Annotated in this window: 15 protein-coding genes; 2 read left to right on the top strand and 13 right to left on the bottom strand. The window is 65.6% G+C overall.

Annotation, left to right across the window (positions count from 1 at the left end):
* Positions 1–13 precede the first annotated feature (13 nt).
* Positions 14–652 carry a cation efflux transmembrane domain-containing protein gene (locus CVO77_RS12735; protein ID WP_088440040.1) on the bottom strand — a complete coding sequence of 213 codons (639 nt, stop codon included), beginning with the start codon at positions 650–652 and terminating at the stop codon, positions 14–16.
* Between the two features lie 68 nt (positions 653–720).
* Between CVO77_RS12735 and CVO77_RS12740 the strand changes: the two genes are divergently transcribed.
* Complete coding sequence (locus CVO77_RS12740; protein ID WP_088440039.1) at positions 721–1,128, top strand: MerR family transcriptional regulator; 408 nt, start codon at positions 721–723, stop codon at positions 1,126–1,128.
* A 32-nt stretch (positions 1,129–1,160) separates the two neighbouring features.
* On the opposite strand, the gene CVO77_RS12745 is transcribed toward CVO77_RS12740, so the two are convergent.
* From CVO77_RS12745 to copC, 12 genes are all read right to left on the bottom strand, one after another.
* Positions 1,161–1,523 (bottom strand): copper-binding protein, encoded by a 363-nt coding sequence (locus CVO77_RS12745; protein WP_088440552.1) that lies wholly within the window; start codon positions 1,521–1,523, stop codon positions 1,161–1,163.
* A gap of 22 nt (positions 1,524–1,545) precedes the next feature.
* Positions 1,546–4,680: an efflux RND transporter permease subunit gene (locus tag CVO77_RS12750; RefSeq protein WP_088440038.1), complete on the bottom strand. Its 3,135-nt coding sequence runs from the start codon at positions 4,678–4,680 to the stop codon at positions 1,546–1,548.
* The gene (locus tag CVO77_RS12755) at positions 4,677–5,903 is read right to left on the bottom strand and encodes an efflux RND transporter periplasmic adaptor subunit (protein ID WP_088440037.1); all 1,227 of its coding nucleotides are present in this window, start codon (positions 5,901–5,903) and stop codon (positions 4,677–4,679) included. The genes CVO77_RS12750 and CVO77_RS12755 overlap by 4 nt, the downstream gene beginning before the upstream one ends.
* A complete protein-coding gene (locus CVO77_RS12760; protein ID WP_088440036.1) occupies positions 5,900–7,126 on the bottom strand; it encodes a TolC family protein in 1,227 nt (408 codons plus the stop codon). Before CVO77_RS12760 ends, CVO77_RS12755 begins: the two co-directional genes overlap by 4 nt.
* A 65-nt stretch (positions 7,127–7,191) precedes the next feature.
* Positions 7,192–7,458, bottom strand: coding sequence for a hypothetical protein (locus CVO77_RS12765; protein WP_105999380.1), 267 nt, complete (start codon positions 7,456–7,458; stop codon positions 7,192–7,194).
* 65 nt (positions 7,459–7,523) lie between these two features.
* The gene (locus CVO77_RS12770) at positions 7,524–7,940 is read right to left on the bottom strand and encodes a hypothetical protein (protein ID WP_242445927.1); all 417 of its coding nucleotides are present in this window, start codon (positions 7,938–7,940) and stop codon (positions 7,524–7,526) included.
* A 46-nt stretch (positions 7,941–7,986) separates the two neighbouring features.
* Positions 7,987–8,445 (bottom strand): YybH family protein, encoded by a 459-nt coding sequence (locus CVO77_RS12775; protein ID WP_088440034.1) that lies wholly within the window; start codon positions 8,443–8,445, stop codon positions 7,987–7,989.
* Between the two features lie 56 nt (positions 8,446–8,501).
* Positions 8,502–10,823, bottom strand: a complete 2,322-nt coding sequence (locus CVO77_RS12780) for a heavy metal translocating P-type ATPase (protein WP_088440033.1) — start codon at positions 10,821–10,823, stop codon at positions 8,502–8,504.
* Between the two features lie 165 nt (positions 10,824–10,988).
* The gene (locus tag CVO77_RS12785) at positions 10,989–11,666 is read right to left on the bottom strand and encodes a class I SAM-dependent methyltransferase (RefSeq protein WP_105999381.1); all 678 of its coding nucleotides are present in this window, start codon (positions 11,664–11,666) and stop codon (positions 10,989–10,991) included.
* Positions 11,667–11,802: 136 nt separating this feature from the next.
* Positions 11,803–12,528 (bottom strand): helix-turn-helix domain-containing protein, encoded by a 726-nt coding sequence (locus CVO77_RS12790; RefSeq protein WP_242445928.1) that lies wholly within the window; start codon positions 12,526–12,528, stop codon positions 11,803–11,805.
* A complete protein-coding gene (gene copD / locus CVO77_RS12795) occupies positions 12,525–13,532 on the bottom strand; it encodes a copper homeostasis membrane protein CopD (protein ID WP_242445929.1) in 1,008 nt (335 codons plus the stop codon). The genes CVO77_RS12790 and copD overlap by 4 nt, the downstream gene beginning before the upstream one ends.
* Positions 13,483–13,866, bottom strand: coding sequence for a copper homeostasis periplasmic binding protein CopC (gene copC / locus CVO77_RS12800; RefSeq protein ID WP_088440030.1), 384 nt, complete (start codon positions 13,864–13,866; stop codon positions 13,483–13,485). Before copC ends, copD begins: the two co-directional genes overlap by 50 nt.
* A 143-nt stretch (positions 13,867–14,009) precedes the next feature.
* On the opposite strand from copC, the gene CVO77_RS12805 reads away from it, so the two are divergent.
* Entirely contained in the window at positions 14,010–14,276 is a 267-nt protein-coding gene (locus tag CVO77_RS12805) for a hypothetical protein (protein ID WP_105999382.1), read from the top strand.

Raw genomic sequence — 14,276 nt, forward strand, 5'->3', positions numbered from 1 at the left:
TTTCCGTCCTGCGCTACTGTGCGGTCTGTCCCGGCTTGTGCGAAGAAATCTCACCAAGCGCGTCACGGATGATATCATAGGCCGAATGGAGGAAGAGCAGCGCGATGACACCGGCGACCAGAAGGTCAGGCCAGGCTTCGCCCGTCACGGCAACCAGACCCGCCGCGACGATGACGGCGACATTGGCGAGGGCATCGTTCCTTGAAAACAGCCAGATCGCGCGCGCCGTAGCATCGCCTTCGTTGCGGAAACGGCTGAGCACCAGCGCCGCCGAGATGTTGACGAGCAGTGCCACGACGCCGATGCCCCCCATGAGGTCGGCTTCGGGCGCGATGGCATGGAAGGAGCGCCAGATCGCCGATCCGATAATCCCGAGCCCCAGAACAGCCAGAAAGCAGCCCTGAACCAGCGCCGTGCGGCTACGCGCGACGGCGGTCCAGCCAAGCGCGATCAGTCCAATAAGGGTGATCGAGCCATCGCCGATGAAATCGAGCGAGTCGGCCTTGAGCGCCTGCGACCGCGCGAGGAAGCCACCGGCCAGTTCGATCACGCCGAAGCCGAGGTTGAGGATGACGACGATCCAGAGCGCGCGCCGGTAGGCGGGGTCGACGCCCGCGCGCTTTTCGTCGGCTTCGCAGCCACAATCGCTCATGTCATCCGTCCTTTCCCGTTGCGAGTCGGACAGCTATATGCACCCTCTAGCAACTATAGGGTCAAGCGATGAAAATTGGCGAACTCGCGCGTGCGACCGACACCAAGGTCGAAACCATCCGCTACTATGAAGGAGCGGGCCTGCTGGCGCCGCCGGCACGGACGGGCGGCAATTATCGCTCCTATGGAACCGAAGAGCTGTTGCGGCTGTCCTTCATCCGGCGCGCGCGCGACCTCGGATTCTCGCTGGACGAAGTCCGCGAGCTTCTTGCGCTCGCCGACGATCGCGACCAGCCCTGCGGCGCCGTCGATGCGGTCGCGAGTAGCCATCTCGTGACAATCGAGCGCAAGATCGCCGACCTGTCCCAAATGCGCGACGAACTCGCACGCGTCATCGGCGGCTGCCGCTTGGGAAAGGTCGGCGACTGCAAGATCATTCAGACTCTCGAGCCGATGCGCGGCGCTACGCGAAACTGACGCGACGCGCGAAGCCCGGGCCGCAACCGCTATCAGGACGGGGGAAGAGCCTCGATCCGCGTGATGCGGCCCGTGGCGCCATTCCAGTCGAGTTCAAAAGCGACGCGATCGCCGACCTTCAGACCTTTGCGCAAATCCGCCGATGCCTCGAACCCCATCGACATCGGCGGCCATTTCAGGGCGGCGATTTCGCCATGATCGAGCGTAACCGTTCCTTTGGCTGCGTCGATCGCGGTGATCGTTCCTTCGCCCTTGCCATGCTGCACTTCGGAAGATGCTGTCGCACCGGCTGCTTCCTTGGGAGCGGTGGTGGTCTGTTTGTCGGCTGCGGGGCTGCACGCCGAAACGGCGATCAGCAGCACCATGCCGCCAGCCAGAATGCGCATCGATTTCATATTCATTCTCCTTGTTTTCATGTCACGTCTTCGGGGTTTTCAACGGTTGTTGATCGGGCCATCGCCGGCGCATCAACAGATAGGCGGCGGGGATGATGAACATCGAGAGCAGAGGTGCGGTGATCATCCCGCCGATCATCGGCGCGGCGATCCGGCTCATTACCTCGGAGCCGGTCCCCGTGCCGACGAGGATCGGGAACAGCCCCGCCAATATGACCGCGACGGTCATCGCCTTGGGGCGGACCCGGAGCAAGGCTCCGTCGCGGACCGCCGCAACGATCGGACCGTCGCCGCGTGCCGCGAGCGCCTGCTTCAGATAGATGAGCATCACGACGCCGAACTCGGCGGCGACCCCCGCGAGCGCGATGAACCCGACCGCGCTCGCGACCGACTGATTATAGCCGAGCAGATAGAGCAGCCACAGCCCGCCGGTGAGCGCGAAGGGCAGCGTCGCCATGATGAGCAGCGCCTCGTCCCAGCGCCGGAAGGTCAGGTAGAGCAGGACGAGGATGATCGCGAGCGTGACCGGCACGACGACCTTCATCCGCTCGGTCGCGCGAACGAGGAATTCGAACTGGCCTGTGTAGGAGATGCTGACGCCCGGCGGCAGTTTGACGTCGCGCGCGACCGCCTGCTGGATATCGCCGACCAGCGTCTGCAGGTCGCGGTCGCGGCCGTCGACATAGATCCAGGTTACCGGCCGGGCGTTCTCGGTCCGCAGCATCGGCGGGCCGTCGCTGATCCGCACTCTTGCCACGGTGCCCAGCGTGATCTGCTGGCGCGATGGCGTGAGGATCGGCAGGTTTTCGAGCTTGCCGAGGCTGTCGCGCAGTTCGCGCGGATAGCGCACGCTGATCGGATATCGCGCCAGCCCCTCGACGGTCTGCCCGATGGTCTCGCCGCCGATGACGCCGCCAACAATGGCCTGCACGTCGGCGACATTGAGACCGTAACGCGCGGCGGCGGCGCGATCGATGTCGATGTCGATATAGCGCCCGCCGGTCAGCCGCTCGGCGAGCGCCGAGGCGACGCCCGGAACCTTGCGGACGACATCCTCGATCCGCTTCGCGGTGCGGTCGATCTCGGCGACGTCCGATCCCGCCACCTTGATGCCGACCGGGCTCTTGATCCCGGTCGCCAGCATATCGATGCGGTTGCGGATCGGCGGGATCCAGAAATTGGCGAGACCCGGAACCTTCACGCGCGCGTCGAGCTCGGCGACCAGCTTTTCGGGGGTCATGCCGGCGCGCCATTGATCGCGCGGCTTGAAGCGGATCGTCGTCTCGAACATCTCGAGCGGGGCGGGATCGGTCGCGGTGTCGGCGCGCCCGGCCTTGCCGAACACACTCTCGACCTCGGGCACCGTCTTGATGAGCCGGTCGGTCTGCTGGAGCAGGCTCGAGGCCTTGGCCGCCGAGATGCCTGGCAGCGCCGATGGCATATAGAGGAGGTCGCCCTCGTCGAGCTGGGGCATGAATTCGCCGCCGAGCTGGGTCAGCGGCCACAGGCTGGTCGCAAAGACCAGCCCGGCTATTGCCAGCGCCCTTCCGGGGCGACGGAGAACCCAATCGAGCGCCGGGCGATAGGCATGTGTCAACCAGCGATTGACCGGATTGGCCTGCTCGTTCGGGATGCGCCCGCGAATGAGCCAGCCCATGAGGACCGGGACGAGCGTGATCGAGAGGATCGCCGCCGCCGCCATGGCATAGGTCTTGGTGAAGGCGAGCGGCCCGAACAGTTTCCCTTCCTGTCCTTGGAGCGAGAAGATGGGGAGGAAGGAAAATGTGATGATGAGGAGGCTCAGGAACAGCGCCGGTCCGACTTCGGCGGCGGCATCGGTGATCACGCGCCAGCGTTCGGCGCCTTTCAACTCCTCGCCCGGATGATCTCTTTCCCAATGCTCGAGATGCTTGTGGGCATTTTCGATCATCACGACTGCGGCGTCGACCATCGCGCCGACGGCGATCGCGATGCCTCCCAGCGACAATATATTGGCGTTGAGTCCCTGGAACCGCATGACGATGAAGGCGATCAATATGCCGAGCGGCAGGGTGAGGATCGCGACCAGCGCCGAGCGCGCGTGCCACAGGAACAGCGCGCAGACGATGGCGACGATGATAAATTCTTCGACGAGCTTCGAGGTGAGATTATCGACCGCGCGATCGATCAGTCCCGACCGGTCATAGGTGGTGACGATCTCGACCCCTGGCGGCAGGCCGCGCTTCAGCTCGCCGAGCTTGGCGCGCACGCCATCGATCACCTCGCGGGCGTTCTGGCCCTGACGCATCACGATCACGCCGCCCGCGACTTCGCCTTCGCCATTGAGTTCGGCGATCCCGCGCCGCATGTCGGGGCCGATCTGGACGGTCGCGACATCGCCGATCGTCACGGGAATGCCGCCCGCTGCGGTGCGGAGCGGCACGGCGCGAAAGTCGTCGAGACTTTTGAGATAGCCGCCGGCGCGCACGACATATTCGGCTTCGGCCATGTCGACCGTCCCGCCGCCGCTCTCCTGATTGGCGCGCTTCAGCGCGTCGGTCACATCCTGCGCGGTCACGCCGAACGCGGCGAGCTTCTGCGGATCGACAAGGATCTGATATTGGCGCACCATGCCGCCGATGCTCGCGACCTCGGCGACGCCGGGCACCGCCTTGAGCTCGAAGCGCAGGAACCAGTCCTGCAGGCTGCGCAGCGCAGCCAGATCGTGGCGCCCGCTCTTGTCGACGAGCGCATATTCATAGATCCAGCCGACGCCGGTGGCGTCGGGGCCAAGTGATGCCTTCGCCCCTTCGGGAAGGCGGCTCTGCACCTGGCTGAGATATTCGAGCACCCGGCTGCGCGCCCAATAAAGGTCGGTGCCGTCCTCGAAGAGGACATAGACGAAGCTGTCGCCGACAAAGCTATAGCCGCGCACGACGCGCGCGCCGGGAACCGAGAGCATCGTCGTCGTGATCGGATAGGTGACCTGATCCTCGACGATGCGCGGCGCCTGGCCGGGATAGGTGGTGCGGATGATGACCTGCACGTCGGAGAGGTCGGGGAGGGCATCGACCGGCGTCGTCCGCACGGCGGCGATCCCGATCAGCGTCAGGATCAGCGCCGCGGCCACGACCAGCCCGCGCGCGGCGACCGATGCGCGAATGATCCGTTCGATCATTTCGCACCGTCCAGCGGCCGCACCGCGATGCCGGTCAGGCTTGCTTCGGAATCGAGCAGGAACTGGCCCGAGGCGACGACCTTCTCGCCGGCCGCGAGGCCGCGCAAGATTTCGGTCTTGCCGCCGCCCTCGCGCCCGGTCTGGACTTCGGCGGGATGATAGCGCCCGTCGCCCGTCTCGAGCATCACGATACTGCGGGTGCCGGTGCGGATGACGGCTTCGCTCGGCACCAGCAGCGCGGGCTTGGCATCGCCCCCCAGTGCCACGCTTGCAAACATGCCCGGGCGAAGGCGCCCGCCGCGGTTGGCGAGCTCGACGCGCACCGTCAGCGTCCGGCTATCCGCCGCTGCAGTCGGCAGGATGGCAACGACACGGCCGCCGAAGGCTTCGCCCGGAAAGGCGGTGAGCTTGGCGGTCGCGCGCTGGCCGACCTGCACCGCGCCCGCTTGGGCTTCGGGGAGCGCGGCATTCAGCCACACCGTTCCCAGCCCCGAGATTTCGGCGAGGGTCTGGCCTTCGGCCAAGGTCACGCCAGCGCGCGCACCCAGCGTCTGGACGACGCCACCGATCGGCGCGCGCACCGTCACCGTGCCGCCGGTGCGACCGCTGCGATCGACCTGCGCGATCACCGCTTCGGGCATCCCCATCAGGCGGAGCCGCTGCCGGGCGGCAGCGGTGAGGTCGGGCCTGCCGAGCCGTTTGACGCTGAGATATTCGGTCTGCGCGCTGCCCCATTCGGGCAATTGCAGGTCGGCGATCGGTGCGCCCGCGCCGATGACGTCGCCCGGCGCGAGCCGGTAAACGCGCTCGACGAAACCGCCCGAGCGGGCCTGGACGATCGCGACGTCGCGCTGGTTGAAATCGACCGTCCCGGTGACGTCGAGCGTCGCGGCGAGGCTGCCCATTTCGGCGGCAACCGCGCGAATGCCGAGGCTTTGCCGCGCCGAGGGATCGACCGCGACGCCGGGCGCGGTGCCGCCTTCGTCGGCATATTTCGCCACGAGCTGCATATCCATGAAGGGCGACTTGCCGGGCTTGTCGAACTTCTGGTTCGGGAACATCGGGTCGTAATAATAGAGGACCTTGCCGCCGTCGGTGCCGGCCGCCTCCGACGCCATCTCGTTGGTCCCGCGCTGTCCGAGCCAATAGCCCCCGCCGCCCGCCACGAGCACGGCGGCCAATATTGCGGCACGCCACCGTGCCGCCGTCGTTGCATCGGTCATCGCCGTGCCTCCCCATAAGTGAAAATGATCCGCACCGCGTCGCGCGCCACCTCGCCTTCGCGTGCCAGTGCATCGACCTCGGCTTCGGCAAGCGCGAGCGTCGACAGGAGCGCGGTGCCGAGATCGAGACGCCGCGCCCCGAAGCTTTCGAGATCGAGCTGGGCGCGCTGCTTCGCGAGCGGCACCAGTCTTGTGCGGGCATTGGCAAGCTGCTCGTCGTGCATGCGGTGCATGGCGAGGTCGGCGGAAAGCGCCGCGGCGACCTCGCGTTCGGCCGCCTCGCGATCGAGGCGCGCGCGCGTCGCTTCGCTCGCGCGTGCCGCAATTCTGGGATCCTGCCGTTTTTTCGCAAACAGCGGCAGGTCGATCGTCACCCCGACCGTGACGAGATCGCCAAAATTTGGTTCGCGCCGGCCGTATGCGGCATTGACCGTCCAGTCGGGTCGCTTGTCGGCGCGTGCGAGCCCGGTCTCGGCGTCGGCGGCCAATGTCCGTGCGTCATAGGCGCGCAGCAGCGGCAAGGCGGCGAGGCCGGCGCGAAGCGCGTCGCCATCGACGGCGAGCGGCGGCAAGTCGCCCGTCGTATCGGCCGCGGTATCGCCGGTAAACCGGGTAAGCTGCGCCCGGTATCGCGCGATATCGGCGGTGAGCGCGCTGCGCCTGTCGGCGAGCTGGGCGCGCAGTTGTTCGGGTTCGAGCGCCTGCGCCGGACGTGCCGCGCCGCTGGCGAGTCGGGCGCTTACCGTTGCCTGCAGATCGTCGAGCTCGCCATCGAGCAGATCGAGTTCCTTCAGCCGCCTCTTCGCATAGTGAAGATCGATCCACGCCAGCGCGGTTGCCAGCCGGATATCCTGGGCTGCGACCGCCTGCTCGGCTTCGGCAACGTCGATGTCGGCATGCGCGCGCAAGGCGCGGGCGCGGCGCTTGGCGGGATTGATGAATTCCTGGCTTATGCCGATGACCTGCATCGTGAAGTCATCGCGGTTGAACCGGCCCGCGTCAGGGCCGGTCACCGGGAGATCCTTGATCGCAAGATCGAGCTTGGGGTCGGGCAAGCGGTCGGCCGCGATGGCCGCGGATGTGGCCGCGTCGACGCTCGCTTCGCGGGCGCGCAATTCGGGTGCACGGATTTCGGCAAGCCGAAGTGCTTCGTCGAACGATATGGGTGCGGCGCGAAGGGCCGTCGGCAGCGCAAGCAGAGCTGCCGCTAGGAATAAGCGCATGATGTCCCCCTTTTGTGGACCGGGCAGGACCGCCCCCGGCGCAATGGCGCCGGGGGCGGAGAGCTTTACGCTCCGGGATGCGCCATGTGGTCGCCGGCCATCTTCTTCATACAGTCGGCCGGATTGGACTTCATCATGTCGCAGTTGCAGTCGGCCATTTGAGCCGGCCTGTCCTTGACCCAGACCCGAACCCGCGAGGTCGTGTTGGCCTTGTTCGGTCCGGGCACCTGGCGGGTCTGCCATTCATAATGGCCGCCGGACGCCTCTTGTGCGAGAACGGGGGCGGCAAGCGTTGCTGCCGCGAGCGCGGCAACGGCAAATATCGTCTTCATGTCGAATTCCTCAGTTGAAAAGCTCGAAGATGCACGCCGGAACGGGCCGGCGCGCATCGCGCAATTCAGCCGAGAAGTAGGGGTGGATCGGGTTCTGGGCCAATTGTCCGGCCATTCAGCCGCCGGACGGGAAGCGGATCGAGCAAACCGGGGATATGAGCTTCGACCGTGAGCGGTATGGCCGCCGATACGACGGCAGGCGGCAGCGCGCAGCCCATCTTGGCGATGCAGTCGAGAGTGAGCCCCTGACAAGGCCCCTCGTCTTGCAACCTGTCGATCCCCATCATCTCCGCGCACTCGTCGCTCATCACCGGGGCGGCGATCTCCGTGCCCTGCATCGGCATCGCCGGCGCGGAAGCGAACGCAGCTTCCTGGGCCAGGAGACCCAGCAGGGCTCCAAAGAGGAGAAGGAGGGAGAAGCAGCGCTTCATGACGAAAGCATGATCCTTACTGAAATCATCGTCAAACAGATTTTTGGGCATGAGGCGCCGGTCCATCGGCCGGACCGGCGGCGCCAACTATGGTCGCTCAAGCCTTCGGTTTGCGGGATGAACTGTGGAGGTTGATGATCTGCCATTTGCCGTCGGTCCATTTGAGGACGCTTGTTGTAACGCCATCGCGCGCGACAGTCTCGCCGCTCGGAAGGACGATCGTGTAGGAATAGGTCTCGGTTGCGATCGCGACGTCCCCTTCGCCCCGGACCGAAACTTTGTAGTCGCGGAAGGCGAAGGACTTGAACGCCTTGAGTTCGGGCGCAAGATGATGGTCGCGATAATGCGCGAAATTCCCTTCGATGCCGCCCGACTCGAATATCTGGGCGTCGGGCGCGAACAGCGCATCGACCCCCGACAGATCGCGGCTCTCGATCGCCTGCTTATATTGCGCCAGCGTCGCACTCGCCGCTTGATAATCCGGGGCCGGGGCCGCGTCGACGGGAACCGCCATGACCAGCGCGAGGCCGATCGCCGCAGATGTGATACATCTCATCCTCATTCTCCCTTTCCGTGCGGCGGCCGCGATGCGCGCCCGCCGCGATGTTTCGATCAGATTTTCACGAACCGCAGCCGCAGCGAATTGGCGATCACGCTCACCGAGGACAGTGCCATCGCAGCGGCGGCGATGATCGGAGACAGGAGCAGCCCGAAGACCGGATAAAGCACGCCCGCCGCCACCGGAATGCCCGCGACATTATAGGCGAAGGCGAAGAAGAGATTCTGGCGGATGTTTCCCATTGTCGCGTGGCTGAGGTGCCGCGCCCGGACAATGCCCAGAAGGTCGCCGCGCAGCAGCGTCACACCTGCGCTTTCGATGGCGACATCGGTTCCCGAGCCCATCGCGATGCCGACGTCGGCGGCCGCCAGCGCCGGCGCGTCATTGACCCCGTCACCCGCCATGGCGACGATCCGGCCTTGCTCGCGCAGCCGCTGGACAACCATGCTCTTCTGGTCGGGAAGGACGTCGGCCTCGACGTCATCGATGCCGAGACGCCGCGCGATCGCCTCGGCGGTCACGCGATTGTCTCCGGTGAGCATGATGACCTTGATTCCGGCCTCGCGTAGCGCCGCGAGCGCCTGGCCGGTTGTCTCTTTGACCGGATCTGCGATGGCGATGACGCCGGCTGCTTTACCATTGACCGCAATGTAGATCGCAGTCGCGCCATCCGCGCGAAGGCGGTCTGCCGCCTCCGCAAGCGCGCCCAAATCGATGTCATATTCTTCGAGGAAGCCGGCATTGCCCAGAACGATCGCCTTATCATCGACGACCCCGACAATGCCCTTGCCGACCGGCTGGTCGACCCCCGATGGCTCGACGAGCGCGAGCCCGCGATCCTCGGCCGCTTTGACGATCGCCGCCGCGAGCGGATGCTCGCTGCTGCGTTCGAGGCTCGCGGCAATCCGGAGCAGGTCATTCTCCTCGAACCCGTCCGCGACTTCGATGGCGACCACCGACGGCTTGCCTTCGGTGAGGGTGCCGGTCTTGTCGACGACGAGCGTGTCGACCTTCTCCATCCGCTCGAGCGCCTCGGCATTCTTGATCAGCACGCCGGCCTCAGCGCCGCGGCCGACGCCGACCATGATCGACATCGGCGTCGCAAGGCCGAGCGCGCAGGGACAGGCGATGATCAGCACCGAGACCGCGGCGATCAGGCCATAAGCCATGGCGGGCGCGGGACCGAGGAGGGACCAGACGAGGAAAGCGGCCCCAGCGACGACGATGACGCCGGGCACGAACCAGCCCGAAACGGTATCGGCGAGGCGCTGGATCGGCGCCCGGCTGCGCTGTGCGTCGGCGACCATTTGCACGATACGGGCGAGCATCGTGTCGCTCCCGACCTTCTCGCTGCGCATGAGCAAGCCGCCGGTCTGATTGATCGTCCCGCCGATGAGGGCGGCGCCGGCCTCTTTGGTCACCGGCATCGACTCGCCAGTGACCATCGACTCATCGACCGTGCCGCGGCCTTCGAGGACGATCCCGTCGACCGGGACCTTTTCGCCCGGGCGGATCCGCAGCACGTCGCCGACCACGACCGCGTCGAGTGCGATCTCCTCGTCGCTTCCGTCGCTGCGGACGCGCCTTGCGAGCTTTGGCGTCAGGTCGAGAAGCGCGCGGATCGCACCGCTTGTCGTCTCGCGCGCCCGCAGTTCGAGCACCTGTCCGAGCAGTACCAGCACCGTGATGACCGCCGCGGCCTCGAAATAGACCGCGACCGAGCCGTCGGCGGCGCGGAAGGCGGCGGGGAATATCTGCGGCGTGATCGCGGCGATCATGCTGTAGCCCCACGCGACGCCTGTCCCCATCGCGATGAGGGTGAACATGTTGAGGCTCTTGTTGCGGATCGAGAGCCAGGCGCGCTCGAAGAAGGGCCAGCCCGCCCACAGCACGACGGGCGTCGCAAGCAACATTTGGATCCAGTTGCTCGTCTGGCGGCCGACATATTGATGGAGGCCCGTCATATGGCCGCCCATCTCGAGCGCGACCACGGGAAGGGCGAGAAGCAGCCCGACCCAGAAGCGGCGGCGCATGTCTCGATATTCTTCGCTGGGACCGTCCGATGCGGTCGGCATGACGGGCTCAAGTGCCATGCCGCAAATCGGGCAGCTTCCGGGTCCCGGACGCTGAATTTCGGGGTGCATCGGACAGGTCCAGATGGCGCCCTCGGATGGATTGGCTGCGGTCGGCTCGCGTTTTTCGGTATAGCGATCGGGATCGGCCTCGAATTTGGCGAGGCAGCCTGCGCTGCAAAAATAATGATGCTCGCGGCCGTGCGTCGCGCTGTGCGGCGTGGTGGCCGGGTCGACCGCCATGCCACAGACCGGATCGGTCGTGCTCCCGCTGCCTTTGTCTGCATCCTGATGATCGTGCATCGTCACCGCTCCTGTCGCTAAAGCGTGCCCTTCGGCGGGGACGCGCACCCGCGCTGCGATCGGGTTCGCTCCCTACCGACGCCGTCTCTTCGCGGCACAAAATGGGGCCGCTTCTATCGATACGCAAGAAAGGCCCCCGCCCCTCGGATTTTCTTGCATACCCGATCAGGCGTCGGACTTGCCCGCTCGCAGGATAGCGATCGTGCCGGTCGGCGTCGGAAAGGTCTCGATCTCGCGAATATCTCCAAAACCTGCCTCCCGCATCAGGACTGGCAGCATCCCGTCGGCGTTGGGCTGTGTATCGTGGACGCCATCGAGTTGCTGCACCGTCAGTCGAAACAGCAAACGCATGAAGCGGCTGCGCTGCTCTCCATAATCGGCGACATAAAGCTCGCCGCCGGGAGCGAGCTTGTGCCAAGCCTCGCGCAACAGGCGTGCCTTCTCTGTCAGCCCCACCTGGTGCAAGACCAGACAGATCGCGATCTTTGCCGGTGCCGGCCAGTGGGCGACGGTAGAAGCCGAGAGGAAACCGACGAGAAATTCCGGCGCCGGAACAAGCTGCGCGGTCTTGGCCCGGGCAATTCGTGTCGCGGCTTCATCGGGATCTATGCCTAGGTAGCGCACACCTTGGCTATGGCGTGCGATCGCCAGCGCGAGATTGCCCGTACCCGAACCAATGTCGAGAATGACCTCGCCCTCGGTGAGAGCCATGTGGTAAACGAGGCGGTCGCGCCACACGCGCTCGCGCGTCGTCACGGCCAAGCCGAAATCATAAAGGGGTGTAAGTACGTGATAGCCTGCCGCCGGCGTGTAGGAACGCGGCGAGGGTTTCCTTTCGGGCATGGTCCGTTTCCTTTTGGGCTTTTAGCCTGCCGCGGGGATTGCGATTGCGTACCGGCCTCGAGAAGCCGAATAGGGTCAGGCAAGGACACCGTCTTGAACGTTTCGCCGGAACAAGGCGACTCGACGCGGGACTTGCTCAGGGCACGATTTCGAATGCGAAACCCACGAGGCCGGCAGAGGGCGTCACCCCGAGCCATTGGGCGCAGCGACGCGTGAAGTGCGATTGATCGGCAAAGCCTCCCGCCGCAGCCGCGTCGGCGAGGCCCCCGCCGCCGACCAGCGCTCGCATCGCCCGCTGGAGCTGGAGCCATTGCAGCAATTTCGCTGGAGGTACGCCAAAGTCCCGGCTGACGATTTCACGAAGGCGCGAGGGCGAGAGGCAGGCGACATCGGCAAGAGCGCGCGCGGTCGACACATCGCCGCGGTCCGCGAGCGCTAAGGACAGGCGTGCATCTACCGGATTCGCCTGCGACCGGGCGAGATAGTCGGACGCCCAGCGCTTCGCATCCGCGGCGCCTGCGATCCCGCCGAGGCCGGCCGTTTCCGCCGGCGCCAGCAGCACGGGTGCCGATCCGGCGGATAGGCGCGCATCGGCGCGAAATAGCGGATCGAGATAGAAAGATCGCACGACGGCACCCTCGGGTCCCAGGCGGTGGCGCACATGCGAGGGTATGGCGACCGCATGCCCGGTCGGCACCGTGATGTCGGCGTCGCCGGAAATCTCCAGATCGCACTCGACAGCGAGGCTGATCTGATGCGCCAGATGGTTATGGGGACGGCTGCTTCCAATGCGCGCATCGATCAACGCCCAGCCGGTCCCGAGCATGATCGAACCGGTCCAGGAAACGTTGTTGGGGGTCAAACCGGGAAAGGTTCGAGCGTGCCGAACCAGGCGACCAGCGCGAGTATGGAAAGTGCTGCCGCTGCTTCGAGGACCAAGCTCTTGCGCATGGCCGCGATCGCCCGGTCGGGATCGGCATCGACGCTTTCGGTATCGGCGTTGGCGATGGCCGCCGCAAGACCAGGTGTCAGCCGCCAGCGGTTGGCCGCTGCGAGCGCAAGCATCAGTGCGAACAGCGCGAGCTTGGCAAGGAGCAATTGTCCATAGGGGGAGCCAAGAGACCGGCCAACATTATCGACGCCGACGATCAACTGGCTGTTGATGAGGCCGGTCGCGGCGATGACGAGGACGCAGATCGTGCCGACGAGCGAAAATTGCTCGAGGCTCCGCGCGGTAATGCTCAGTCCGCCCGGTATTTCGCGGATGCGCTGCGGCGAAATCAGCAGAAGGAAGGCGCCGATCGCGCCGACCCAGACGGCGGCTGCGATCATATGCAATATGTCGCTGATCCGGTGGACGGTGCCCGCAGTGCCTTCGGTCGCGCCCGCATGGCCGGACCATACCAGCGTTGCGACGGCAACCGAGCCGGCGGCCGCGACTATGGCCGCCGCCGTTGTCGGCCACCGGGTCATCCAGATGGCCGCCGCCAGCGCGAGCAAATGCGCAGCGCTCCGGTAGATCCAGCCCCACCCGACATCTGTCTCACGAACGAGATCCCAGAAGGGCTGAAACTCCAGAGATAATAGGCCCACGCCCTGCATCGAAGCCGCGAGCACGCCCATCCCGAGAGCGGAAAGAAGCAGACCGGCGGCACAGAGCCATCGCTCGGCGCGCCAGATCGCGGCCATCGGTTGCGGCCCAAGGCGTTCGCTTCGTGTCAGCGCATAAAGCGGGAACGCAGCGAGACCGGCAACAAGCATCAGGTCCGCATAGAGCGCGAACCTGATGCCGATCAGGACGGGATCGCCCACCGTCTTACTTGACGGTGAAGCTGAATTCGCTGCCCATGCGGTGGGTGTCGGCACCCGCCGCCGACCATTTGACCTTGTAGGTCCCGGGCGTCAGCGGCCGCTTGAGCATGAGCGTCGCCGACTTGCCGTCTTTGCCCATCATCGACGAGTAAGGCACCTTCATCGGCGCATGATTGGCCATGCCGGGCATTCCGGTCATGACAAGCTCGGTCTTGAGGGTCGAGGCGACCACCTTTTCGTTGAACTTGAGATTGACCGACGTGACCTTCGAAACGGTCGAATTGGCGGCCGGCGTCGAGCCGATGAGCTTGGTGTGCGCGCTCGCCGCGGCCGGCATGAGGAGCAGGGCGAAAGCCGCCGCTGCTGAGGGGAGAAGAGACTTGAACATAACCACCTCCAATTGCGTGTCTGTCCTGCTAATACGCAGCATGTCGGCATGGCCCTCAAATATTCTGGGATAATATTCTGTTGTGAGGGGTGGAGCGCTTCGGCGCGTATGTACATTGATGGAAAGGTTTGAAGAGACGATCGATGGATGAGGAGCTTCGCATTTTGGACAGGATCGATCTGCCTGCAGCGCTCGACGCGCTGGACGATCGCATCATGGGCGCATTGGCGATCCGCGGGCGCGAAGCGTTGGCGACGCGCCGCCTGATGGCGTTGGCGGCCTTTGTCTCGCTCGGTGGCGGCATTATCGTGGGCAGCGCGGTCTCCCAGCCAGCGGTCGCGGCGAGCCCCCTAACCCCGTTCGGTCCGCCTAGCGCGTTGGCACCCTCCACCTTGCTGGGAACGCAGTAG

It is taken from the genome of Sphingopyxis lindanitolerans, from assembly GCF_002993885.1.
In the GTDB taxonomy this organism is placed as follows: Bacteria; Pseudomonadota; Alphaproteobacteria; order Sphingomonadales; family Sphingomonadaceae; genus Sphingopyxis; species Sphingopyxis lindanitolerans.